At 49.2% G+C, this 22,638-nt stretch carries 23 protein-coding genes and 3 pseudogenes; 19 read left to right on the top strand and 7 right to left on the bottom strand.

Annotated features, from left to right (window positions below):
- Positions 1-2: 2 nt before the first annotated feature.
- Positions 3-725 carry a Crp/Fnr family transcriptional regulator gene (locus AC58QD_RS07055; protein ID WP_497331466.1) on the bottom strand — a complete coding sequence of 241 codons (723 nt, stop codon included), beginning with the start codon at positions 723-725 and terminating at the stop codon, positions 3-5.
- 238 nt (positions 726-963) lie between these two features.
- On the opposite strand from AC58QD_RS07055, the pseudogene AC58QD_RS07050 reads away from it, so the two are divergent.
- From AC58QD_RS07050 to AC58QD_RS07035, 4 genes and pseudogenes are all read left to right on the top strand, one after another.
- A pseudogene (locus AC58QD_RS07050) lies at positions 964-1,897 on the top strand (NAD(P)H-dependent flavin oxidoreductase).
- A 227-nt stretch (positions 1,898-2,124) separates the two neighbouring features.
- Positions 2,125-2,376 carry a ferredoxin gene (locus tag AC58QD_RS07045; protein WP_497331465.1) on the top strand — a complete coding sequence of 84 codons (252 nt, stop codon included), beginning with the start codon at positions 2,125-2,127 and terminating at the stop codon, positions 2,374-2,376.
- Between the two features lie 24 nt (positions 2,377-2,400).
- Positions 2,401-2,544 (top strand): hypothetical protein, encoded by a 144-nt coding sequence (locus AC58QD_RS07040; RefSeq protein ID WP_497331463.1) that lies wholly within the window; start codon positions 2,401-2,403, stop codon positions 2,542-2,544.
- Between the two features lie 187 nt (positions 2,545-2,731).
- A complete protein-coding gene (locus AC58QD_RS07035; protein WP_497331461.1) occupies positions 2,732-3,046 on the top strand; it encodes a hypothetical protein in 315 nt (104 codons plus the stop codon).
- 418 nt (positions 3,047-3,464) lie between these two features.
- On the opposite strand, the pseudogene AC58QD_RS07030 reads toward AC58QD_RS07035, so the two are convergent.
- Positions 3,465-3,963: pseudogene (locus tag AC58QD_RS07030) on the bottom strand (IS1595 family transposase); the annotation flags it as partial.
- A gap of 281 nt (positions 3,964-4,244) precedes the next feature.
- Complete coding sequence (locus tag AC58QD_RS07025) at positions 4,245-4,640, bottom strand: helix-turn-helix transcriptional regulator (protein WP_497331459.1); 396 nt, start codon at positions 4,638-4,640, stop codon at positions 4,245-4,247.
- A 218-nt stretch (positions 4,641-4,858) separates the two neighbouring features.
- Here AC58QD_RS07025 and AC58QD_RS07020 point away from each other — a divergent pair, with 218 nt between their 5' ends.
- The 5 genes from AC58QD_RS07020 to AC58QD_RS07000 all read left to right on the top strand — a co-directional run bounded on the left by AC58QD_RS07020 (position 4,859) and on the right by AC58QD_RS07000 (position 9,975).
- Complete coding sequence (locus AC58QD_RS07020; protein ID WP_497331457.1) at positions 4,859-6,391, top strand: hypothetical protein; 1,533 nt, start codon at positions 4,859-4,861, stop codon at positions 6,389-6,391.
- A gap of 25 nt (positions 6,392-6,416) precedes the next feature.
- Positions 6,417-6,860, top strand: coding sequence for a NanQ anomerase/TabA/YiaL family protein (locus AC58QD_RS07015; protein ID WP_497331455.1), 444 nt, complete (start codon positions 6,417-6,419; stop codon positions 6,858-6,860).
- Between the two features lie 25 nt (positions 6,861-6,885).
- Positions 6,886-8,421, top strand: a complete 1,536-nt coding sequence (locus tag AC58QD_RS07010; RefSeq protein WP_497331453.1) for a hypothetical protein — start codon at positions 6,886-6,888, stop codon at positions 8,419-8,421.
- Between the two features lie 22 nt (positions 8,422-8,443).
- Positions 8,444-9,454, top strand: a complete 1,011-nt coding sequence (locus AC58QD_RS07005; RefSeq protein WP_497331451.1) for a D-2-hydroxyacid dehydrogenase — start codon at positions 8,444-8,446, stop codon at positions 9,452-9,454.
- A 329-nt stretch (positions 9,455-9,783) separates the two neighbouring features.
- The gene (locus AC58QD_RS07000) at positions 9,784-9,975 is read left to right on the top strand and encodes a hypothetical protein (protein WP_497331449.1); all 192 of its coding nucleotides are present in this window, start codon (positions 9,784-9,786) and stop codon (positions 9,973-9,975) included.
- A gap of 398 nt (positions 9,976-10,373) precedes the next feature.
- On the opposite strand, the gene AC58QD_RS06995 is transcribed toward AC58QD_RS07000, so the two are convergent.
- Entirely contained in the window at positions 10,374-10,715 is a 342-nt protein-coding gene (locus tag AC58QD_RS06995; RefSeq protein WP_497331447.1) for a DUF1801 domain-containing protein, read from the bottom strand.
- Between the two features lie 431 nt (positions 10,716-11,146).
- Between AC58QD_RS06995 and AC58QD_RS06990 the strand changes: the two genes are divergently transcribed.
- From AC58QD_RS06990 to AC58QD_RS06960, 7 genes are all read left to right on the top strand, one after another.
- Entirely contained in the window at positions 11,147-11,665 is a 519-nt protein-coding gene (locus tag AC58QD_RS06990; protein ID WP_497332188.1) for a hypothetical protein, read from the top strand.
- Entirely contained in the window at positions 11,548-11,979 is a 432-nt protein-coding gene (locus tag AC58QD_RS06985; protein WP_497332158.1) for an enolase C-terminal domain-like protein, read from the top strand. The genes AC58QD_RS06990 and AC58QD_RS06985 overlap by 118 nt, the downstream gene beginning before the upstream one ends.
- 96 nt (positions 11,980-12,075) lie before the next feature.
- The gene (locus tag AC58QD_RS06980) at positions 12,076-13,626 is read left to right on the top strand and encodes an extracellular solute-binding protein (protein ID WP_497331445.1); all 1,551 of its coding nucleotides are present in this window, start codon (positions 12,076-12,078) and stop codon (positions 13,624-13,626) included.
- Positions 13,627-13,674: 48 nt separating this feature from the next.
- Entirely contained in the window at positions 13,675-14,616 is a 942-nt protein-coding gene (locus AC58QD_RS06975) for an ABC transporter permease (RefSeq protein WP_497331443.1), read from the top strand.
- Entirely contained in the window at positions 14,613-15,482 is an 870-nt protein-coding gene (locus AC58QD_RS06970) for a carbohydrate ABC transporter permease (RefSeq protein ID WP_497331441.1), read from the top strand. The genes AC58QD_RS06975 and AC58QD_RS06970 overlap by 4 nt, the downstream gene beginning before the upstream one ends.
- 55 nt (positions 15,483-15,537) lie before the next feature.
- Positions 15,538-17,784, top strand: coding sequence for a helix-turn-helix domain-containing protein (locus AC58QD_RS06965; protein ID WP_497331439.1), 2,247 nt, complete (start codon positions 15,538-15,540; stop codon positions 17,782-17,784).
- Between the two features lie 83 nt (positions 17,785-17,867).
- Positions 17,868-19,442, top strand: a complete 1,575-nt coding sequence (locus AC58QD_RS06960; protein ID WP_497331437.1) for a hypothetical protein — start codon at positions 17,868-17,870, stop codon at positions 19,440-19,442.
- Positions 19,443-19,515: 73 nt separating this feature from the next.
- Here the strand turns inward: AC58QD_RS06960 and AC58QD_RS06955 are convergent.
- Positions 19,516-20,224 (bottom strand): annotated as a pseudogene (locus AC58QD_RS06955) (IS6 family transposase).
- Between the two features lie 274 nt (positions 20,225-20,498).
- On the opposite strand from AC58QD_RS06955, the gene AC58QD_RS06950 reads away from it, so the two are divergent.
- Positions 20,499-21,077, top strand: coding sequence for a hypothetical protein (locus AC58QD_RS06950; RefSeq protein ID WP_497331435.1), 579 nt, complete (start codon positions 20,499-20,501; stop codon positions 21,075-21,077).
- A gap of 189 nt (positions 21,078-21,266) precedes the next feature.
- Here AC58QD_RS06950 and AC58QD_RS06945 read toward each other — a convergent pair whose 3' ends face one another.
- Positions 21,267-21,440 (bottom strand): transposase family protein, encoded by a 174-nt coding sequence (locus tag AC58QD_RS06945; RefSeq protein ID WP_497331433.1) that lies wholly within the window; start codon positions 21,438-21,440, stop codon positions 21,267-21,269.
- Positions 21,441-21,764: 324 nt separating this feature from the next.
- Complete coding sequence (locus tag AC58QD_RS06940; RefSeq protein WP_497331431.1) at positions 21,765-21,989, bottom strand: helix-turn-helix transcriptional regulator; 225 nt, start codon at positions 21,987-21,989, stop codon at positions 21,765-21,767.
- Between the two features lie 14 nt (positions 21,990-22,003).
- Here AC58QD_RS06940 and AC58QD_RS06935 point away from each other — a divergent pair, with 14 nt between their 5' ends.
- Together AC58QD_RS06935 and AC58QD_RS06930 are read left to right on the top strand one after the other, a co-directional pair.
- Positions 22,004-22,300, top strand: coding sequence for a hypothetical protein (locus tag AC58QD_RS06935; protein WP_497331429.1), 297 nt, complete (start codon positions 22,004-22,006; stop codon positions 22,298-22,300).
- Complete coding sequence (locus tag AC58QD_RS06930; protein WP_497331427.1) at positions 22,297-22,590, top strand: aldolase/citrate lyase family protein; 294 nt, start codon at positions 22,297-22,299, stop codon at positions 22,588-22,590. The genes AC58QD_RS06935 and AC58QD_RS06930 overlap by 4 nt, the downstream gene beginning before the upstream one ends.
- Positions 22,591-22,638: the final 48 nt, after the last annotated feature.

The raw sequence follows: 22,638 nt of genomic DNA, 5'->3' as shown, positions 1-22,638 counted from the left end.
GATTATATTCGGCACAATTCCTTCGGGCACATCTCACATTTGCAAACACCTTGCAAATAGTTCAAGTTCGTGATGGTAATGATTCCGTCATTCATTAAGATCGCACCCGCGTTTCTCAAATCGCTCAGCATCCGGTTTACGGTTTCGCGCGAACAACCTATGAAATCTGCCAATTCAGAATTCGTCAGTCTTAGTGAGATATGAATCCCGTTCTCGTCGGTCGATCCATATGAATTGGACAGCCGGATCAGAGTGGAGCATAGAGCTCCAGGCTTTCCATACATCATGATATCGCGAAATTTCGTCTGGGTTACCCGATGCATGTATCCCATCCAATTCATGAATTCTATGGCCAATTCTCCGTATTGCCACAACAAAATTTCCAGATCGCTCTTATGAATGATACTGATTTCGCATTTTTCAATGGTTAGAGCGGTAAAGCTGTGTTTGGATTCGTGAAAAGGATCTAGCTGTCCGAAAAAATCCCCCGTATGGAAAAGGGACATAATATATTCTTTGCCTTCTTCGGAAAACTTCGTTACTTTTACTCTTCCCGAATGGATGTAATACAAGTTATCGGCATAGTCACCTTCAAGGAAAACGGTTGTACCCATGTTGTATTCCTGGGAAAACATATTTTGCGTCAACTTCTCCAGATTTCTACTAGTGAAGCAAGAGGAGTTCCGGACATGACAAGCTGCTGGTAGTTCATGGACTGTTTCCATTCGATCACCCCCATATACGTTGAGATCAGTATAACAAAGTGAAGAATGTGATGATGTGATTTGTCTCACACCTTTATTTATTGCATGATCAATGGCTCAATGAGCGGTATCAATTATTAAGTATGGGTGTGAGGCTTGTCATATCGACAAAATTGGGATTGTGATATTTTTAAAGCTATATTTCATTTATACGAAAAGAGGTATAGCTTTGGAGCTGCCAATATTGCAAATCGGGCATATGAAATCAATAGTCCCCATCATCCAGGGAGGAATGGGTGTAGGAATATCCTTAAGCGGACTTGCCTCAGCCATTGTGAATGCAGGTGGTATAGGAACAATTTCGGGCACGGGAATATCGATTGACGAGCTGAGATCACATATCCGGAGAACTAGGGAATTGTCGAAGGGGAATGGATATTTTGGCGTGAACGTGTTGTTTGCCATGAAGGATTTCGCTGAAAAAATGAAGGCGGCTTTGGAAGAAAAGGTGGACTTTATAATATCCGGTGCTGGCATTTCCAGAGATATGTATGCGTGGGGAAAAGAATATGCAACCCCGGTGATATCCATAGTTTCGTCAGCAAAGTTAGCCAAGCTCTCTGAGGCTGGGAGCCGCAGCTGTCGTTGTAGAAGGTCATGAAGCGGGGGGCCATCTGGGCACGGACAGACCATTGTTTGAGATCTTGCCTGAGGTAGTTGAGGCTGTGAATATCCCGGTTATTGCTGCAGGTGGTATTTGGACGGGAGAAGACGTCGCCAAGGCCATCAAGATGGGAGCTTCTGGGGTTCAAATGGGAACACGTTTCGTGGCTAGTCACGAATGTGATGCTTCCCAGGCATTCAAACAGAAATATGTGGATGCCGGGCAAGGGGATACTATTCTGGTTAAAACAACAGTCGGATTGCAAGGAAGAGCGATCAAAAATAAACTTACAGAAATAATAATCAACGAAGACAACAAAATAAAAATAGAGAAATGCCATGATTGTCTCAAAATATGCTCGTATCGGTTCTGCACATTGGAGCACTTGATTAAATCCCTTAATGGTGATGTTCAGAACGGGTTGGTGTTTGCAGGTGCAAGAGTGCATGAGATCAAAGAAATATTGTCAGTACGGAAGATCATCGATACCCTTATGAAGGAATATCGGTTGGCGATGGTTACGGTATGATAAGGCAGTGTAGGAATCTTGGGTTGTTCTGCAGCTTACGGGGCGCATAGATTCCTATGCACGTGCTTCCCGGAGTCGAGCTGGTTTCAATCGGCCGACTCTTTTTGAGGTAATGGAATTGTGTTTTGAATGTGAGGAATGTCACGTTCGATTGTTGCAAATCAAGGTTTCTTTTCTTATCAGGTGGTAAAGTGAAGATGAGAAAAATTTGAGGGGAGGTGATCCAAATGGCAGCATACACTTACGTGGATAAAGACACCTGCATCGCGTGTGGAGCTTGTGGTACTGCGGCACCAGATATATTTGGCTACGATGATGAAGGTCTCGCAGAAAATATTTTGCCTCATGACCATAACCTTGGGATTGCCGAGGTTGCAAAAGAATGGCTTGACGATTTGGACGAAGCGGAACATGGATGCCCGACAGCATCTATTCAGGTTAGCAAGCATCCGTTTCACAGCGCACCGGAGAATCGGTAATAATACAGGGGAGGAACAATAGATATGAATCATTCAGTAGAAACTTGTTCAGCGGGCAACGAAGGTGTGAACTGGATGGAACAATCCTTCAGCGAATTGATTGATCATATCTTGAACACGCACCACAGTTACTTGCACAAAACACTGCCGGAGCTTGCCCAATACTAATCCGTCATTCGGTGTATCGAGCGAGCAAGAACCGAACTCCAACCCCGTGTAATTAAGCTTACCTTGGCAGCGTGGAGAGAGGATCAAGCAAAGGGTTTGGACGATTTAATGGCCGGCCGCGGGTTAAAACCGCTGTTCTATGATTTATAAGGCACTATAGGTACGATTAATGGGGAATCAGGCGTGTATGCAGTCAGAGGTTTCCTACAAAGGAGTCCCGAGAGGTGAGTTAGTTGAACAAGCCCTCATGTTGATTCAAGATGAATCGATTACGAAGACAAAGTTGTATCGCGACATGATGCTGCTCACTTTAGCTGAACTTATTCCACATTTAGATGTGGATGGGTTGGATACACTGATCTATCGTATTCATTCGGTTAAGAAAGCGGGTATCATGGCTTCTGAAATGCAAATAGCGCCAAGGGATCCAGACACAACGGAAGGGCGGAGAAGAACGGACACAATGTGTGAAATTCCAAAATTAATTAGAATTATTCCATAATTTGTTAGACGGTTTTTTTCATAAATTATTAGGATATTATATTCATTCATGTTTTTGAATAAAAAGCAACCAGGCAGACGATAAAAGTTAATCGTCTGCCTTTTATTATTAGTTATCGTAGAAGAAAAAGGTGATGGAAAATAAAATTATTAACGGTGAAAGCTTGACTAGTTATATATAGATTAGCTCTCAAGAGTGGAATTGTTCCATAACTCATTAAGACTTCTCTTCTTCTGAGGAGAGGGGAGACTGCAAATGCCGAGCTCGCGGAATCCATAAGGTGGAAAATGGGATCGTGTAAGAGATAGTCGAGAGTGGACAAGATACAAGAGCATTGTTCCCCCCCCCCCCCCGGAATAAGCAGAAGAAGAGCCCAGATTCATCAAAAATTTTAACACTTAACAAAAAAGATATTTGATTATCCAACTAGCTCAGGGTAGGTAATCGTCGTTGACAAGATACAGCATTGTACGAGTCGGTTGAACAATTCGTTTTTAATTTCACGGGGGTTATATCGGTAACAAAACTCGTCGAGATTGGCTTGAAGATGCTTGGGATTCTAAACCGTGAAAGGTTCCACCAATAAAAGCTTTCGCATTGGAGATGACGGTGTGAAGCCACTTCAGGTGATCCGGATTTTCAGCTAAGTCATACTTCTTCGCTACATGCTGAAAGCCTTCCTTTGCTAAGGCTTTATAGGAGCGATAGCGATCGCTGGCGATTGTAGATCCTTCTTCTATGTATTTTTGAGCAAAATCAACGAGCGTCGTACCTTTGACATCAGGTATGACTTGCATTTTCAGGTATTTCGGGCACCCCTTCTTGTCTAACGATAAGGCTACCAGTACGGGAGATTGTTCCGTTCCGCGCCCGCGTTTCCCGCCTTCTGTGGGCGCTCCGAAAAAACCTTCGTCTAGTATTAGTTCTTATTTGAAGGGATTCCTGAGCTACCTGGAGAATCAAATTTTCTTAAAATTGGAAACATCTTCGTTGCAGTACCGACCGCCGATACGACCAGAATCAAATCCATGAGGGCTCCCAGTATAACGCAAAATGCCCAACTTCATTCCTTTTTAAAGACAATATGCACAAAAAGATGTCCGTTCATCTTGTTGTTGCCCTTGGCATTCCTCGATACACTTGTGTTAAAGGATTGCAGGTGGAAACAACGCATGACTCGGTCAGTGCGTTCTGCAAATTAAGGAGGTGATGGAGCGGCGGTCATTGTTGCATGGGGTGTCGCAAGACCTGGTATTTCCGATTGTTCGACGAGGCGGTATTCCGAAGGGGTCATACCGGTCTTTTGTTGAAACAGATGACAAAAGTACTGCGTCGACGAATAGCCGACATCGGCGGCGATCCGTTCAATGGATAGCCTGCCCGTTCGGAGCAAGTCTTTGGCCACTTCCACCCGGGTGTTCATGAGCTTTTGTTTGAATGTGGTATGGAAATGTTTTTTGAGCATCCGCTGCGTTTGCTTCGTACTCAAGTTCAGCAAAGCAGCTAGCTGCTCAAGTGTCAAATCTTGTTGGAATTTGGAGAGGAAATGATCGATAAGATGGGACCATTGATCATACTTGTCTTTGTGAGGCATCGTGTAATTTCGATTCGACTGGCGCTCCAGTTGAACCCCTCACAACCTCTATGATGATCTGGGCAAACAAGCTGAGTACTTTTGTATAGGAGCCTACCGAGGGCGTTTCAATTTCCGACCGGACGTCGGCCAGCAGACGGAAAATATTTCGTGTGACACGTAGGCTGCTCGATTCTTTTTGCAAAACTTGATAAACGATGAAAGGCGGTTTCTAAGACATGTTTCAATTCAAAACGATTGGCGCCACATCCAAGCAACCGGTTTTATTCGCGATCGACGATCATTACTTTCCGCTGAAAAGCAACGTTTGCCATTATTTGAGCAAGCCCGAGATTATCAAACAGCCGGTGCTGACCCGATCGGAACAGGCGGATGCCCCCGATGCGTTAGCCGCGCACTTCTACGGCACGGTCTTGTACGACGAAGGGAAATACCGGATGTGGTACCTCGGGATGTCGCTCGGCATCAATCCGGATATGCCTGCCGAAGATTTGGAGCAGCACCGGAAAAAAACAAACGTCTCGCTCGGAGGCATTATGTCGGGGCCCGTCTGTTACGCGGAAAGCGAAAACGGCATCGACTGGGTGAAGCCAAATTTGGGGCAGATGCTTTACAAAGGAAACCGGAACAACAACGGGATCGATTTGCCGGATGGGTTCGTCCATTCGCCAACGATCATAAAAGACATGGACGATCCCGATCCGAACCGGCGCTACAAAATGGTATACACGCATATTTACAATACAGAATTTTCCGGCGGACACCAAACCGCAAGAGTTGCGACAAGTCCGGATGGCATTCATTGGACGGCGGGGCCGAGAGGGATGATTCCCGAATTTATCGAACATGCTTCATTTTACAAACATAACGGTCTTTATGTCTTGAACGGCCATTGCTTAAAAGACTTCCGCAAAAGCGAAGGCGGCGCTAATACAGGAAGGCAAGGTACGGTTTGGATTTCGACCGACTTTGACAATTGGTTGAAGGAAAGCGCGGATTCTTTCTGGCTCCCGGAACCGCGGGATCCGGCCCAAAGAGGGACGCGTTTAGCTTACGACCAAGTTCATCTGGGCACGGCGCCAATCGTGCATGACAATGTGGCAGTCGGCTTGTACGGGTTGTGGCATCACCAGCAACCGTTTAGCGAGATTTCGTGCGATTTCGGCTTGTTGATTAGCAACGACGGATTGAAGTTTCGCGAACCGGTGAAGGGCCACGTGTATATGAGCGCGAAGGAATCTCCCGCCACCCCCGTACCGGGCAAATCGATCAAAACGGTGTTGTGCCAGTCGAACGGCATTCTCAATGTCGGCGACGAGACGCGCATTTATCACGGGAGATGGCGGAATGCCTGGGTTCCAGAAGGGGTAACCGACGACTATTCCGGCGAAATCGGACTGGCCATCTTGCCGCGCGACCGTTGGGGGGCGCTCGGATTAAATCCGGACCGTAATGAAGGCTCGCTGCTGTCCGTACCGATCACATTCCCCGACGGAGACTTCTCGATTGCGATCAATGCCGACGGAGCCGAAGGCATTCGGGTCGAGTTTACCGACGAGCATTTCCGTACGATTCCGGAGTTTTCAGGAGAACATGGCGGTATCGTATCCGGGGATGGCTTGAATCAAACCGTCAAATGGCCGGACGACCAACTGCACAAGCTGGCCGGGCAAACGGTTCGGATGCGTGTGAAGCTGGAGAAAAAGGATCAGGTCGATCCCAGAGTATACGCTGTTTACCTTGTGAAATAAGTCAACAATAAGGGGGAGAACCGGCATGATTACAGATTCGTTGTCGCATATCAGCCAATATTCCAGTGTGAGCGCCAGATTGAAGCTGGCGGCGCAATTTCTTGAAACGAATCAGGGCAAAGATTTGCAACCAGGCAAATATCCAATCGAAGGCGATAACGTTTATGCGCTCGTGCAGCATTACGAAACGAAGCCGAAGGAGAAAGGACTCTGGGAGGCACATCGACAATATATCGACGTTCAATACATGGCGGAAGGCAGCGAGAGGCTCGGTTATATTCCGATCGATCAGGCAGAAGAAACTCGCCCCTACGATCGAGATGGAGATTATGCGTTGTTTTCGGCATCAGGCGATTTTTTCACGCTAAGGGAAGGACACTTCGCGTTGTTCGCTCCGCACGATGTGCATATGCCCAGCATCCAGCTTGAAACGGTTAATCCGTCAAAAAAATCCTTGTCAAAGTATTGATCTAACAAAAAAAGGAGGTTCAGACATGTTTCAATTCAAAACGATTGGCGTCACTTCCAAGCAACCGGTTTTATTCGCGATCGACGATTATTACTTTCCGCTGAAAAGCAACGTTTGCCATTACTTGAGCAAGCCCGAGATTATCAAACAGCCGGTGCTGACCCGATCGGAACAGGCGGATGCCCCCGATGCGTTAGCCGCGCACTTCTACGGCACGGTCTTGTACGACGAAGGGAAATACCGGATGTGGTACCTCGGGATGTCGCTCGGCATCAATCCGGATATGCCTGCCGAAGATTTGGAGCAGCACCGAAAAAAAACAAACGTCTCGCTCGGAGGCATTATGTCGGGGCCCGTCTGTTACGCGGAAAGCGAAAACGGCATCGACTGGGTGAAGCCGAATTTGGGGCAGATGCTTTACAAAGGAAACCGGAACAACAACGGGATCGATTTGCCGGATGGGTTCGTCCATTCGCCAACGATCATAAAAGACATGGACGATCCCGATCCGAACCGGCGCTACAAAATGGTATACACGCATATTTACAACACGGAGTTTACCGGCGGTCGTCAAACCGCGCGGATTGCGACAAGTCCGGATGGCATTCATTGGACGGCAGGACCGCGAGGAATGATTCCGCAATTTATCGAGCACGCCGGGTTTTATAAATACAACGGTCTTTACGTATTGAACGGCCATTGCTTATGGGGATTTCGCAAAAGCGATGGCGGCGCCGATACGGGCAGACAAGGATTTGCGTGGATTTCGACCGACTTCGACCATTGGATGAAGGAAAGCGCGGATTCGTTCTGGCTCCCGGAGCCGCAAGATCCGGCCCAAAGAGGAAAATCTTTCTCTTACGATCAAGTTCATCTGGGTACGGCGCCCATCGTGTATGACAATGTCGCGGTCGGGTTGTATGGGCTGTGGCATCACCAGCAAGTTCCATTTAGCGAGACGTCGTGCGATTTCGGCTTGTTGATCAGCAACGACGGATTGAAGTTTCGCGAACCGGTGAAGGGCCACGTGTATATGAGCACGATGGAATCTCCCGCCACCCCCGTACCGGGCAAATCGATCAAAACGGTGTTGTGCCAGTCGAACGGCATTCTCAATGTCGGCGACGAGACGCGCATTTATCACGGGAGATGGCGCAATGCATGGGCCCCCGAAGGGAGTACGGACGACTATTCCGGTGAAATCGGGCTGGCCATCTTGCCGCGCGACCGTTGGGGGGCACTCGGCTTAAACCCGGACCGTAACGAAGGCTCGCTGCTGTCCGTACCGATCGCGTTTCCCGACGGAGACATCTCGATTGCAATCAATGCCGACGGAGCCGAAGGCATTCGGGTCGAGTTTACCGACGAGCAGTTCCGTACGATTCCGGAGTTTTCCGGGGAACATGCCGGCACCGTATCCGGAGACGGCTTGCATCAAATCGTCGAATGGCCGGCCCATCAACTGCGCAAGCTGGCCGGGCAAACGGTTCGGATGCGCGTGAAGCTGGAGCGAAAGGATCGGGTCGATCCCAGGGTATACGCCGTTTATCTGGTGAAATAAGACGAAGAGGAAGAGGAGTCCGATGGTTAACGTATTGATCGATATGCCGGTAGACGAGCAGCGGCTCGAGGAGCTGCGGCGCATAAGCGGCGTGCACGTCACCTGCATCGCGCCTCGCGACCAGCCGGGACCGCTGCCGGCGGAACTGCTGCGGGACCAACATATCGTATTCTGCACCTTCCCTCCCGCGAATTTGGAAGATTGCGCCTCGCTGCGGCTGATCCAGATCAGCTCGACGGGCTATACCCAGCTCGTCAACATCGGACTTGCCGAGCGAGGCGTGCAAGCATGCAACGCGCAAGGTGTGTTCGACGTGCCGATCGCCGAATGGAATATCGCAATGATGTTCCAGCTGAAGCGGGATATGAAAGGGATGTACCATAACCAGGAGCATAAAATATGGGACCGGGCGGCGCGGTTTCAAACGGAAATCCGCGGCTCCAAGGTGGGAATTTGGGGCTACGGCGGAATCGGACGGGAAACGGCGCGGCTCGCCAAGGCGATGGGCATGCACGTCCAAGTGTTCGTGCGGGAGGGCGTTAAGGAACGACAGCTTATTTATTGCGTTCCCGGGGTCGGCGACCCGCAGGGGGTGCTGCCGGATCATGTGTTCACGGCCGACCAGCGCGCGGAGTTTCTGCGGGAGCTGGACTTCCTGATCGTGGCGGTGCCGCTGACGAAGCATACGGAAGGGATGATCGGCGAACGGGAGCTGCGGGAGCTTCCTGCTACCGCTTATGTGCTCAACCCGTCACGGGGGCCGATCATTCGCGAGGATGCGCTGCTGCGCGCGCTGCGCGAGAACTGGATCGCCGGCGCGGCGCTCGACACGCATTACCATTACCCGATGCCGCCCGAACATCCGCTGTGGGAGTTCCCGAATGTGATCATGACGCCCCATATATCGGGATCGTCGCAAAGCACGCATTTTTTGTCGCGCATCTGGTCGATCTTCAACGGCAATGTGCAGCGATTCGTCGATGGCAAGCCGCTGCTGAACGAATTGTCGCCCGCACAGCTGCAAGGCGAATAAGACGGCACTTGATTAGAGGTGAGAGTATTGCCCCGAATGGACCCTATGTTCCATTGTCCAGAGGCATCCAGGAAATCGGCGCTACAAAATGGTATATACGCATATGCTGACACCCAAATGGTATACGCACATCGTCAGTTAAAGCTTTTCACCAATCGGCTCCACGCAAAGCATGGCGGCTGGCTGGTTGGCTGGCTCGAATCTGGCGACGGCCATGTTGTCCATCAGGTGACGCTCGTGCTCGTTGCAAAGCTTGCACAGCGCGAGGAACATATCGTTAAGCGACAAGTCCTTCTGAGTTGCCAAGCAAACTCTGTTGGGCGGATAAGTTGTCCATCATGTTTGATCCCAAAAGGTTCTATCTTCTTCGGGCCAAGAGTTCGGGGGAGATCAAAGAGTATCGCGCAAACGGCGCTTCGATCATAGCCATGAGTATGTCCGATTCCGAATGGTTTGACTGGATCACCGATCATTTCGTGGAAGCTGCACAAACGGGGACCATCAACGCTGAGCGGGCATAGGTTTCGTCCATATTCCTCTCCGGAGGGGCCATTACATTATGCGCCCCGACCGGAGACGGCGGGGCGAAAGGAGCTCATTCAAATGTCCAAAAACAAAATGTTGTTGTCAGCATCATGCCTCAAGAAACCTATAACCTCATTTCCGAAACGCTTTCCGTCGACGCGTCGAGTAAAGCATTCGATCGCAATCTCCGGGAAGAGATCAGCGAGGCACACCGCACAATGGCGAGTGGGATGACGACTCTCCCGAATTTCGCTATTCCTGTGGAGGCACTGCTGAACACGATGCTACCGGACGCATACACGGCCATCTAAATGGTGCTGCTCCCCAGCATTGTAAAGCCGGACGGTTTCCATTGGGAGCCGGAAGCGATCGAAGATGTAAGGCTAGCAGCGACTTAAGCGCTCCGTAAGTTCCACAGAAGCTTGGCCAACATTTCATAATCCGTCGATTGCCCGTCGCGAATTTTGATCCATTTTCTTTCGGGAGGGCCTTCGAACAGACCCTTCGGCAATTCAAGATCGGCACCGTTAGTAAAGATCATAAAGCTTACCGCGTCCTTGGAAGGCGTGATTACCGCAGCGTACTTCCCGTTTTTCAGGAAATGCGGTTTACGATATTGCATGCGTTCTTCGCCGTCCGGTATGGATTGATGGACCATCTGGCGGAGTCGGTTGCAAACCTCGACCTGCCAAGGCTGAGCGATGCTTTCGATAAATGCGGTTACCTCCTGATTCATATAATCCCCTTTCTCCTTCGTTATTGGTTGTCACCTGAATATTCCCGTAAAGGGATTCTTGGAAAAGAGGGGCCTGCTCCATTTGGTGGAGCGCTGCTTGAGCACAACATCGTCTTGAATCTCGTATCGGATAAGGCTCCTGACGCCCACGTCAAAAGGTAAAAAGTTGAATGACCGACGGTCCGGGCAAGAACGGCTCTTTCGCTTTTGATTCGAACAGAGCCGTCTTTTTGTCATTGTTCCATTGAGGCAAAATCGACTACCGCGGCGGAATTGGGGCGACTATCGGATGCGTTTATGAAAATATTGCGACGTTTTCTGAATATTGTGTGATTGAATTGGCCCTAAGGGATACCCATAATGAAAAGAGAAAAGCGCGAAGGGGTGGCACAATTGCAAACAGGAAGGAACATGAGTGAGGGGATGCTCCGATGAATGCAGAGCAGATTTCCGCTCATTCGGTACGGATCGGGGGGCGAACATTGCCTTACCATTTGCTGAGTCCCGCCAAGCCTGCGGCAAATGAAAATCCGCTGCTGCTTGTAACGTTCGCCATGGATTGGGAAACATCGCTAACCAAACGGCCATTTTGCATTCCGGCTGAGCAATTTGTTGCACAGGGTCATTATGCGATCAGCTTCGACTTGCCGTGTCACGGAGCACGCTCGCAGGAAGGTGACGATGGCATAGACGGGTTTTATCTGGCGGTCAGTAGAGGGACGAACCCGTTTGATTTGTTTCTCGAAGAGGCCGCTTCTGTCATCGACCGGTGTATGCAGGAGGGACCGATATGGCCTCTTATAGCGAATTGTGCGCCAGTACGTCCATCGCGATCGCCGGGGGAGAATGCCTCACAGGCTGCAGCGAGTGGAAAGCGTTTACAGACAGACAATGCTTCGACATCGGTCAGCCGGACGCTTCTTTTACAGGGGGACTTGGCGAATTTATGAAAGTATCGGCCATGCTCGCTGCGCAAGGGAAGCAGAACGCTACCCACGCATGGGGCGCGGGCGGTTCCCTACTGCAAAACATTCACTGCGGATTCGCCAGCAGCAATACGTTGATTCTGGAAATTCCTCCTGACTTCGGAGGCTTGCACAGCGATCTGATGGGGGAATCGTTCCGGATGGCGAATGGCAACATTTTGCCCCCGCAGCTGCCCGGACTTGGCATCGCGTTGACCGATCGAATCAAAAGCAAATACCCGTTCATTCCCGACAGCGGGGAATTCAATTCGGTTCCCGGCAAACAATTAACCACGTGAGCTAAGCAAAGAGAGGGGGTGTTGTAAATGTGAGATCATGTTGTATGTTCGCATTATAGCTTTCGTACGATTCATCATTGAGGAGGAGTAAGAAAGATGAGAAGTTTGATGGCTACTGTGAGTTTGCTTGTATTAGTTATGGCTATTGTCGGATGCAGCACCACCGGCAAAGAGGCTGCCAAAAGTTCCCCTGCCGGTACAGCGGCGGCGAGCACGGACAATAAAACAGCAGAGAAGAAAGCGGAGAAAGTGATTGTCATCCGCGAAAACTTAGGTTTTCAAAAAAATACGCCGATGGAGCATAAGGTGCACGACGTGATCCAGGCGGCGACGGGTGCCGATGTCGAGATGTTGTTCGTACCCGGCGATCAGTTGAACAACAAAGTCAATTTGATGCTTTCTTCAAAGGAAAAGGTGGACATCATTACCGGTCTGTCCGTCAACGCAGCGATCGAGCTGTACAAAAGCGGGGCGATAATCCCGTTAAATGATTTGATCGATAAAGTTGCCCCCGATTTGAAGAACAACATCAATCCGGAGCTGTGGCCGCAGGTGACGGTGGATGGCAAAATCATCGGCATTCCCAACGAAAACAACGTCGGCTCCGGATTTGTCATACAGCTGCGCACCGATTGGTTGAAAACGCTTAACATGCAGCCGCCCAAAACGATCGCCGACTACGAAAGCGTGTTGGACGCCTTTATCAACAAAGATCCGGACCAAAACGGGAAGAAAGACACGATCGGGCTATTCGCGAGAGATCTGCTCGGGCTGGATAACACCTTCGCGCCTTATTTCCTCAAGTCGGGGATGGCGTGGTATTTGAATGCGGATCGAAAGCTGACGCCTCCGGAGCTCGATCCGGCGTATAAGCAATTGCTTGCGAAGCTCGCCGAGTGGTATAAGAAAGGCTATATATGGCGGGACTTCCTGACGGCCAAAAACGAACAGGGACAAGAAATCGTCGCGCAAAATAAAGTGGGATCCTTCGCCGGGTGGTACTCAAATATTTTGAGCGGCTATGAGAAATTGATGCAACAGGTGCCGGAGGCGAACTACGAGCCGATATTGCTGCAGGGCACAGGCAGCAATCAACTGTTCACCCGATCGGTACTGACCAAAGTAGTGGGCATCAACAAGGCGAGCAAAAGCCAGGAGGCCGCGCTCAAAGTGTTGGCTTACCACGCCACGCCCGAAGGACGGCGAACCATTTACTACGGGATTCAAGGAGAGAGCTACACGCTCAACCCCGATGGCACGATCGATTTCATCGGCCCGAGCAAGACCGATGACAAATTGGCGAGCTACTATGCCAAATACTACATGTTCGATAAAGCGTACAAGACGAATACATTGCCACTTAACACCTGGACGCACAAAACGTATACGAAATACATCAACAAACTGAACGAATTCCCGCATTTTGAGGGAGTCGACATGAATGTCACATATGACATCAGCACATTCAAGTCGTTTACCAAATTGACGAACCTGGATACGTATCTCAACGAGCAGAAGACGAGAATCATTACGGGCGAAACACCGGTCGACAAATGGGATGAGCTGATGAAAACGTGGCTGGATATCGGCGGCAAAGATTTGATTGAGGATAAAAATCTCCAATACAGCCAAGTCGCGAGAAAATAACGGTGTGCGCACTTTGTTCTCGCATAGGGCAAAGAGCGTGAATTCTCAATGAGTACGGGGTGCGTAACATTGTCGTTCACACGGTGGAATAACCTCCGAAAGCATAAACTTTTGTATGTGCTGATGTTTCCAGGCGTCATTTATTTTTTTCTGTTCCATTACGTTCCGATGTATGGCATGATCATTGCCTTTCAGGAATTCAACCCGATCAAAGGCGCGCAATCGATTTTCGTTCATGCCGATTGGGTCGGCTTGAAGCATTTTGACGATTTCATCCATTCGTATTACTTTTCACGCATCTTCATGAACACCATTCTGATCAGCATATACAAGCTGATATTCGGTTTCCCGGCGCCGATCATTTTCGCTTTATTATTGAATGAGCTCGCGAACGGGAAGTTCAAGAAGATTGTGCAGACGATTTCGTACTTGCCGCATTTTTTATCGTGGGTCATAATAGCGGGAATGCTGATGGCGATCCTCTCGCCTACGTCGGGTTTGCTGAATCACCTGATCGTCGCTTGGGGGGGAGAGCCGATTTCGTTTCTGGAAAGCCGCACCTATTTCCGCAGCATTCTCGTGATCAGCGAAATATGGGCCAGCTTAGGATGGGGCACGATCGTTTATTTGGCCGCTTTGGCCGGCATTAATCCCGAGCTTTACGAAGTGGCTCGAATGGATGGCGCCAACCGCTGGCAACAAATGCTTTATATTAGCCTGCCGTCGATCATGAATATTATTGCCATCTTGTTCATCCTCCAGGTCGGCTCGATTATGAGCGCCGGGTTCGAACAGGTGTTGATGCTCTATAACCCGCGGGTATATGAAGTATCGGATATTATCGACACGTATGTTTACCGGGAAGGATTATTGACGCTTCGTTATTCGTACGCGGCTGCGATCGGCATGTTCAAAAACGTGCTTGGCCTGATCCTCCTATTAATCTGCAATTATGTGGTACGCAAACTGGGGAAGGAGGGGTTGTGGTGAAGGGGAAACTGTTTGGCATGATCAACATCGCTTTCATGATCTTGATAAGTATTTCCTTTCTCCTTCCGTTTCTCATTCTGATCAGCCATTCGTTGCGATCCAACGAAGACATCTTATTGCATGGATATACGTTGTTTCCGCAGCAGATTAATTTAGACGCCTACAAATATTTGCTCGTTGACAATGTTTATATTTACAAAGGATTGGCCGTCAGCGTATTCGTTACGGTTGCCGGCACCTTTCTCTGCCTGTTGTTCACTTGCGGGTTTGCCTACGGGCTTTCCAAGAAATATTTGCCTTACCGCAATTATTTTACGGTTTTTGTCCTGATTACGATGTTTTTTCATGGCGGGCTGCTGCCGTCCTATATTCTCATTACCGCTTTGGGGCTCAAGGATTCGCTGGCGGCATTGTTTCTTCCCGCTCTGATCGCGCCGTTTTACATGTTCTTGATGCGCAATTTTTTCATGGAAATCCCGAAGGAGCTGGAGGAATCGGCATTCATCGACGGGGCGTCGCATGTCGGCATCTTCTTCCGGATCATGCTCCCGATGTCGCGTCCGGCCGTGGCGACGATCGGCCTCTTCTACGCCGTTTCGTTTTGGAACAGCTGGTTTCCTGCGGCGATCTATATCACGGACCAGAACAAATGGCCGCTCCAGCTTATTTTAAAGGAGATGATCGTTTCTCTCGATATCAAAGCGCTCGCGGGAAACGGGGCCGACATCGCGTTGATGATTAATTTGCCGCAGGAAAGCGTGAAGGCGGCGGCGGTGATGATCGTTTCGATCCCGATTATTTGCGTGTATCCGTTTATCCAGAAATATTTAGTCAAAGGCATTATGGTCGGTTCGCTGAAGGGATAGAGCAGAGAGAGAGAGGTGCTATACTGGGTTAGAAATATGGGTGAGGGGGAACGCCATGTTTTTACCGCAGATGAAGCTTGGGACGAGGACCTACTTTTATAAACTGATCATCCTTGTACTGTTCGTCTCCTTTCTTCCGTTCTCGTTTGCCAGCATGTTTACCTTATCGGTCTATGTGAAACAAACGACGGCCATGATCTTGAATCAGAACAGCAACGAATTGACGAGAACCGGCATTTTGCTCGACAAGACGTTGAATCAGATGATGTCTAGCGTGATGAATGAACAATTGTCCAGCGATAACGCAGCCTTGATGTCCTCCATGGTGGATCGCGTCAAAATGCTGAAACGGTTGACGACATTGAAGATGAGCAACGATTATTTCGAATCGGTTTATTTTTACGCCAGCGCGGAAAATTACTTGCTGAACTCCGATTACGGGACGATACGCGAATGGGACGATCCGATGTATGCCTGGATTCAAGAAGGGGTTGCTGCAAACCCTCATGACTACGAGCTATCCGACATCGGCACGCGGGTTGTCGATCGTTCCGTGAAGAAGCAATATATCGTTTCGATCCTGATTCGTTTGCCTTATCCTTACGATAGCCAGAACTATTTGATCTTCAATGTCGATATCGAGAAATTGTACAACAACTTTTTGCAGCAATTGAACGTCAATCGCGATATATACAATTACTATATGGTCGACACGGCAGGGCGCATCCTGTTTCATAAAGATGCGGGGAAAATTGGCCAGCCGGTTCCGGACGACACGATGCAAACGATTAAAGCCGGAAGCAGGCAAAACGACGACGGGAAGGTTGTGAATGCTTATTCGCTCGATAGCCTTCAATGGTATTTGATCGGCGAAGTGAATGTCGAGCAGTTGTTCAAGCATGCGAATCGGCTGAAAAACAATATGCTGCTGCTATTTGCGGCGCTGGCTGTCATCACGATTACGCTCGCTTCCGTCAGTTCGCGCCAGTTGTATAAGCCGATACGCGTTGTCATTGATAAATTATGGTGGACGGTCAATCTCGATAAAAAGAATACGAGCAGCGAGTTTGACTACATTATCCACTCGCTTGACCAGATGTTCGATAAAAACACGATGCTGGAAACGTCTTTGCTGAGCAGCAAGCGGCTGTTGATTCGCGCCTTGACCTATAATTTGGTTAAAGGCCACTACGTCTCTCCTGCCGATATCGACCATTATTTGCAGGAATACCGGGGGAACTTGGTCGTGTGCATCATTCGTCTGTACCCAAAAGCGGGTTCGGAATCGTCGTTTCCCGCTTTTTACGAACAGCGTGTAGCCACTGCCTTTGATACTACACTTTATGAGGAGTCGCCGAACCATTACATTTGCTTTTTCAAGCTGCCGCATGCCGATTTGGATGCGTTTATCGCCGAACTGGGCCGCGCACTCAAATCGGATGATCGAATAGGCCAAGATGAAATCGTCGTCAGCGTCGGCACCTTGTATGCCGACATCCGCGACATTAATAAATCGTATGCGGAGGCGATGTACGCCTGCAATATGGGACGCATCCATGCGAAGATGACCAACCTGTATTCGTATGCGAATTTGCAAATCGATGAAAAGGGGGAATTGGAAAGCGAAGACGCCTTCATCGAACTGGAGCTGGCGGTTCGCCAACAGAACGAGACACACTATTCGGCTTTATTGTCCCAGCTGTTCCGCGACGATTTGAGCATCATGCAGTACCGCCTCAATCTGTATTCGATTGTCACTTTAACGATTCGACTCTATGGCGGGGAAAGCGTTGCATTCCTCAATGAGATCAACGAATTGCTGGTTGATAACAGCATGATGAACACGACGGTGGCGAAAAATTTCTTCTATGAGCGGTTTCGGGATTTCAAAAGCAATTATAAGTTTCTAAAGGACGACAAACAGCATATCAAAAAGATGGAAGATTACGTGCTGGCCCATTACGATCAGCCCATATCGCTCGTCGACGTATCGGAACACTTGCAGCTTACAAAGCCGTACACCTGTCATCTCGTCAAGCAGCATCGCAATACGACATTCGTCGAGTATTTAAATCAGCATCGGATCGAGCAAGCCAAATTGCTGCTTGACGACGCCCAAAGCGTCATTTCCGCGATTCATAGCAAAGTCGGGTTCAACAGCGCCAGTTATTTTGCCAAAGTATTCAAAAGCTACACGGGGGTGACGCCCAAGGAGTACAAGGAACTCGCCTTAAACCGGAAGAGGCTCGGGGCCGCTCCCGCTTCCGACGAGCTGCGTCCTGCGACCCAGGCGGAGGAATAATCGCAAGATGAAGAGGCGGACCGAACAAACACAGGGAGCAGAAACAGCAAACAAATAACCGCGAAAATGAGGAGGTTTTCCCAATGACAGGAAAAACGAATCGCAATAAGAAACAAACGCTTCTGGCTATCGATGATGTTTCATTGCCGTTTAAGAAGAATGTTGGACTTTACCTCAACAAACCAACCGTTCGTCCCGAGCCTGTGTTAAGGCCAAGTCCGCTCGGCAGCGGCGCGCCGGACGACCATGCGGCGCACTTCTATGGGACGGTACTGTATGAAAACAATAAATTCCGCATGTGGTATTACGCCTGCCATTGGGGGAAAAATCCGGACTGGCCGCTGCAGAAGATGCAGCAGATAGCAAGAGTGCCGAAGTGGTTTCACGGCGACGACAAGCCGAGCTATCAAGGACCGCTCTGTTATGCGGAAAGTGACGATGGGATCACGTGGACCAAACCGGCGCTTGGGCAAGTGCTCTTTAAAGGCAGCCGTGACAACAACGCTATTGCGCTGCCGCACACGGTTGTCAGCGGAGCGATTGTGATCAGGGATGACGATGACCCCGATCCGGACCGCCGTTATAAGATGACGTATCAATATTTCCCGGACCAGACCGTTCCGCCGATCGAGGAATACGGGACGGTGACATCGGTGGCGCTGGCGGTATCGCCGGACGGTTTGCATTGGACGATGACCGGAATTCCGTTCTGCAACCAGTTCGTAGAGCCTTCTTCGTTCATCAAACACAATGGTCATTATGTGCTTCATTCCCATGTGGTCGGAACCGGTCACGGCCGTCTCGGCCACGCCGCCGAAGGGGGGACGCCATGCGGCAGAACCGGGGTGGTCCGCACGACGCAGGATTTCGATCACTGGCCGGATATGATGGCCGTATCGTTCGCTCTTGCCGAACCGGAAGATCGCAGCTTGCGGGGTCGGAACGGCATTTATGATCAGGTGCACCTCGGCGTCGGTGCGGCCAGCTTCGGCAACGTGTGCGTCGGGCTTTACGGGCTGTGGCACAACGCCAATTACGGCGAAGGATTCGCCGAAATCTCCTGCGACTTCGGCCTCGTCGTCTCCAATGACGGCATCCATTTCCGCGAGCCGGTCAAGGGGCACCGCTTCCTGCGGCGCAACGATTCCTTGGTCACGCCCGTTCCCGGCTACAACTTCAAAACGATTCTATGCCAGGCGAACGGCATTTTGAATGTGGGCGACGAAACCCGCATCTACCATGGCCGCTGGCGTAACGTCGGCGGGTTTGCGGCGGACGAAGTGCTCAAATACTACTCGGGGGAAGTTGCCCTGGCTACATTGCCGCGCGACCGCTGGGGGGCATTCGGGCTTACGCCTGGCATGAGCGAAGGCACGATCTGTTCGGCGCCGCTTGCGCTGCCAGCGGATACGCCCGCACTCGTCCTCAACGCTGACGGCGTAGAGGGACTGACCGTCGATTTGCTGGACGAACGGTTCCGGCCGATTGCCGGCTTCTCAGACGGCAAGGTATTCGGCAACGTGACCGGTTTGGATTGCCGCGTCGAATGGTCCGGGCGCGACCTGTCCGAGCTCGCCGGGCAGACGGTGCGCGTGCAAGTGAAGCTTGTCCGTACGGCGGAAGATCGGCCGCGGGTGTATGCGATGTATATCAGCTAGCAGTCTGACCGACGAAGGGTTTTGGTGCAACAATTAAAAACTGATTAAAGATACTCGCAGTTTTGTGGTTTGATTATGCTGTCAATCCAAACAATTTATTGATTAATTCAACTGCAGAGAGGGCAGACGAATGATTGCATTCGACCTGCCCTTCCTTATCATATGCATGACTTCGATTCCCACGATGGTGTGTTCTGCAGTTTCAAAAGACTTGAAGCCCAACATTGGTTTAATGACTTTCTTTATAAATCGATGATCTTGTTCAATAACATTGTTAAGATATTTCTGTTGTCGTAGCAATGCTTCTTGTTTTATAGCCTTCTCGTCCTTCAATTGTTGAACTGCGGTAGGATAAGCTGGGTTTTTATCGACGGTAATCACGCGCGGCGATTGATTGTGTGGTGAGGTTATTGCTTTCAAGAAAAATCGCTTAACCGCGGGTGTATCTCGATTTTCAGACAGCATGAAATCAATCGTATTTCCTCTTGAATCCACTGCCCTATAAAGATATTTCCATTGTCCTTGACTTTAACGTAGGTCTCATCCGTTCGAAAGGAATCGTTAGTCGGTTTTAAATATCGACGAATACGCTTGTCTAATTCCGGTCCAAACTGATGAACCCATCGCATAATGGTTGTATGGGCTATATCAAGACTCCGTTCTTTCATCATCTCTACTAAATCACGATAACTTAGACTATATTTCAAATACCATCTTACAGTTAACAAGATTACCTCTGATTCATATTGCTTCCATTTAAACAAATCTACTTCCTTTTCCAACGTAATTGCCCCATCCTACGACTTAATTTTTTATCATGTTATCATGGATTTTAGAATTTTGCACCACAACCAACGAACAACCAGCCTACTAGAGCTTTCCCGGCTTCAGGTCATGCGTCAAGGTTGACCAGCATGTCTGCAGTAGCTTATCAGCAAAGTTTTGAGGATTACGGTTTTGATATTCCGTCAGCGGATCCGGTGATCAATGAATTAAAGAGGAAGTTGGTAAAACATACTAGCCCGGAGAGCATTTGTATTCAAGGATCATCCAGAGTTGATCGAGAAAAGATTATACGTGCGGAAGGATGAGATCAGAAATACCATCGGAATGAGTTATGACTTCGTACACAAGTTGAGTGATGACTGTAAAATCCAATTGATCTCTAAAGAACGGGGATCGTTAAAAGGATATCTGATTGAAAAGCAAACACTCAACGACTTACTACTTCAAAAACAAAGACTTATTTCCAGAAAGGAAGCGGCACTCATTCTTGGTATTCAGCGCGGCACAATTCAGCGGCTTATCGATGCGGGCTTTTTGAAAACCTACAAATTAACTTCTTCCGGAGTAGATAAATTGGATCGCGATGAAGTAACAATCCTAATGAATAGCTGCCGCGGCAGACATGTTGAGGAAATAAGTGACGGATACATAAGTTTTCATAAGGCATTGATCAAATACTCTGTTTGTCATTTGACGGTGGATCGGATTGTCCAATATACACGAAATGGCGCACTGGAGCCGGTAAGGTTAATCAAGGAAGGTCTTCTTTCGGACAATCATTATCATGTATTTGAGTTAGCCTCAATAATACAGCAGATCAAGGATGAACTAAGAGAGAAATTAGGGTGAAAAAGGTGGACAGTATATGGGTAATGATTTAATCGATGAGATTGATCGACACATAATTTTGTTAAATAAAGCATTGGAACGGAACTTAAAATATTATGATCGTCCTTTTATAAACGAGTGCGACCGGCAGTATCGTATTTTAATGTTTCAAAAAGAGATCGAAGACTGGCGGAGGATTAGGTGTATTACTCAAAGATACAGAGGCAGTTTTCGAGTTTTGATTTCGTAAGCTTTTGTGTGCTTGCACTTTGGACAGCAATATCCTTCGGGCCACTTCATCTTAAACAAATGCCGATGGCAGTCTGCTTCGGCTTTAAACTTCTTTTGAAATTGAATCAGGCTGATAGACTCCTGCTTAGCCACGAATACTCACTCCCGAACATACGTTTGATATGATTATACCAAACATTAGTTCTTATTTGAAAGGATTCCTGAGCTACCTGGAGAATCAAATTTTCTTAAAATTGGAAACATCTTCGTTGCAGTACCGACCGCCGATACGACCAGAATCAAATCCACGAGGGCTCCCAGTATAACGCAAAATGCCCAACTTCATTCCTTTTTAAAGACAATATGCACAAAAAGATGTCCGTTCATCTTGTTGTTGCCCTTGGCGTTCCTCGATACACTTGTGTTAAAGGATTGCAGGTGGAAACAACGCATGACTCGGTCAGTGCGTTCTGCAAATTAAGGAGGTGATGGAGCGGCGGTCATTGTTGCATGGGGTGTCGCAAGACCCGGTATTTCCGATTGTTCGACGAGGCGGTATTCCGAAGGGGTCATACCGGTCTTTTGTTGAAACAGATGACAAAAGTACTGCGTCGACGAATAGCCGACATCGGCGGCGATCCGTTCAATGGATAGCCTGCCCGTTCGGAGCAAGTCTTTGGCCACTTCCACCCGGGTGTTCATGAGCTTTTGTTTGAATGTGGTATGGAAATGTTAGCGTTCTGGTAAGACCGCTCGAGATGGACGCAACCGGCATTATGGTGCCGCACATTATGAGCTTGAACGATGCAAGGGCGGTCGTGCGCAGCATGAAGTTTCACCCTCTCGGCCGCCGGCCGGTGGATGGAGGCAATGCGGACGGGGCGTTCTGCAACATCGACTTCCTTGAGTATTTAGCGCAAGCCAACGAGCAGCGGTTCAACATCCTGCAGATCGAGATCCCGAGCCGCTTGACGAGCTGGAGGACATTGTCGCGCTGCCCGGGCTCGATATGATCTTCTTCGGTCCCGACGACTTCAGTCAAGGCATCGGGGCGCCGGGTCAATTCGATCATCCGAAGCTGCTGGAAACGCGCCGGCGCATAGCAAAAGTAACGGCAGCCAAAGGCAAATTCGCGGGAACGGTAGGCGGTGTGGGCAATTGGGACCAGCTGGTCGATCTTGGCTACAACTTCATCAGCGTAGGTGCGGATGTTGTGGGCTTAAGTCAATATTACCGGCAGTTGGCCGGGGATATCTCGCATTTGAAGCTGACCATGCCGGCCGGCATTTACGGGGGGAACTAAACGATGAGCATCCAAAGCAGCTTCTCGCTGGAGGGCAAGGTTGCGTTA

The sequence above is a fragment of the Paenibacillus sp. J2R1T-4 genome, assembly GCF_059692235.1.
Note: the sequence above shows the minus strand (reverse complement) of the source record. Positions and strands in the feature narration are given on the sequence as shown.

Coding starts and splice junctions, on each gene's coding strand:
- AC58QD_RS06960 (WP_497331437.1), top strand. CDS start 17,868: ATGACAGGAAAAACGAATCGCAATAAGAAACAAACGCTTCTGGCTATC.
- AC58QD_RS07025 (WP_497331459.1), bottom strand. CDS start 4,640: ATGCCTCACAAAGACAAGTATGATCAATGGTCCCATCTTATCGATCAT.
- AC58QD_RS06980 (WP_497331445.1), top strand. CDS start 12,076: ATGAGAAGTTTGATGGCTACTGTGAGTTTGCTTGTATTAGTTATGGCT.
- AC58QD_RS06975 (WP_497331443.1), top strand. CDS start 13,675: ATGAGTACGGGGTGCGTAACATTGTCGTTCACACGGTGGAATAACCTC.
- AC58QD_RS07055 (WP_497331466.1), bottom strand. CDS start 725: ATGGAAACAGTCCATGAACTACCAGCAGCTTGTCATGTCCGGAACTCC.
- AC58QD_RS07040 (WP_497331463.1), top strand. CDS start 2,401: ATGAATCATTCAGTAGAAACTTGTTCAGCGGGCAACGAAGGTGTGAAC.
- AC58QD_RS07045 (WP_497331465.1), top strand. CDS start 2,125: ATGGCAGCATACACTTACGTGGATAAAGACACCTGCATCGCGTGTGGA.
- AC58QD_RS07035 (WP_497331461.1), top strand. CDS start 2,732: ATGCAGTCAGAGGTTTCCTACAAAGGAGTCCCGAGAGGTGAGTTAGTT.
- AC58QD_RS07015 (WP_497331455.1), top strand. CDS start 6,417: ATGATTACAGATTCGTTGTCGCATATCAGCCAATATTCCAGTGTGAGC.
- AC58QD_RS06995 (WP_497331447.1), bottom strand. CDS start 10,715: ATGAATCAGGAGGTAACCGCATTTATCGAAAGCATCGCTCAGCCTTGG.
- AC58QD_RS07020 (WP_497331457.1), top strand. CDS start 4,859: ATGTTTCAATTCAAAACGATTGGCGCCACATCCAAGCAACCGGTTTTA.
- AC58QD_RS06940 (WP_497331431.1), bottom strand. CDS start 21,989: ATGAACACCCGGGTGGAAGTGGCCAAAGACTTGCTCCGAACGGGCAGG.
- AC58QD_RS06930 (WP_497331427.1), top strand. CDS start 22,297: ATGATCTTCTTCGGTCCCGACGACTTCAGTCAAGGCATCGGGGCGCCG.
- AC58QD_RS06935 (WP_497331429.1), top strand. CDS start 22,004: ATGTGGTATGGAAATGTTAGCGTTCTGGTAAGACCGCTCGAGATGGAC.
- AC58QD_RS06990 (WP_497332188.1), top strand. CDS start 11,147: ATGAATGCAGAGCAGATTTCCGCTCATTCGGTACGGATCGGGGGGCGA.
- AC58QD_RS07010 (WP_497331453.1), top strand. CDS start 6,886: ATGTTTCAATTCAAAACGATTGGCGTCACTTCCAAGCAACCGGTTTTA.
- AC58QD_RS06965 (WP_497331439.1), top strand. CDS start 15,538: ATGTTTTTACCGCAGATGAAGCTTGGGACGAGGACCTACTTTTATAAA.
- AC58QD_RS07005 (WP_497331451.1), top strand. CDS start 8,444: ATGGTTAACGTATTGATCGATATGCCGGTAGACGAGCAGCGGCTCGAG.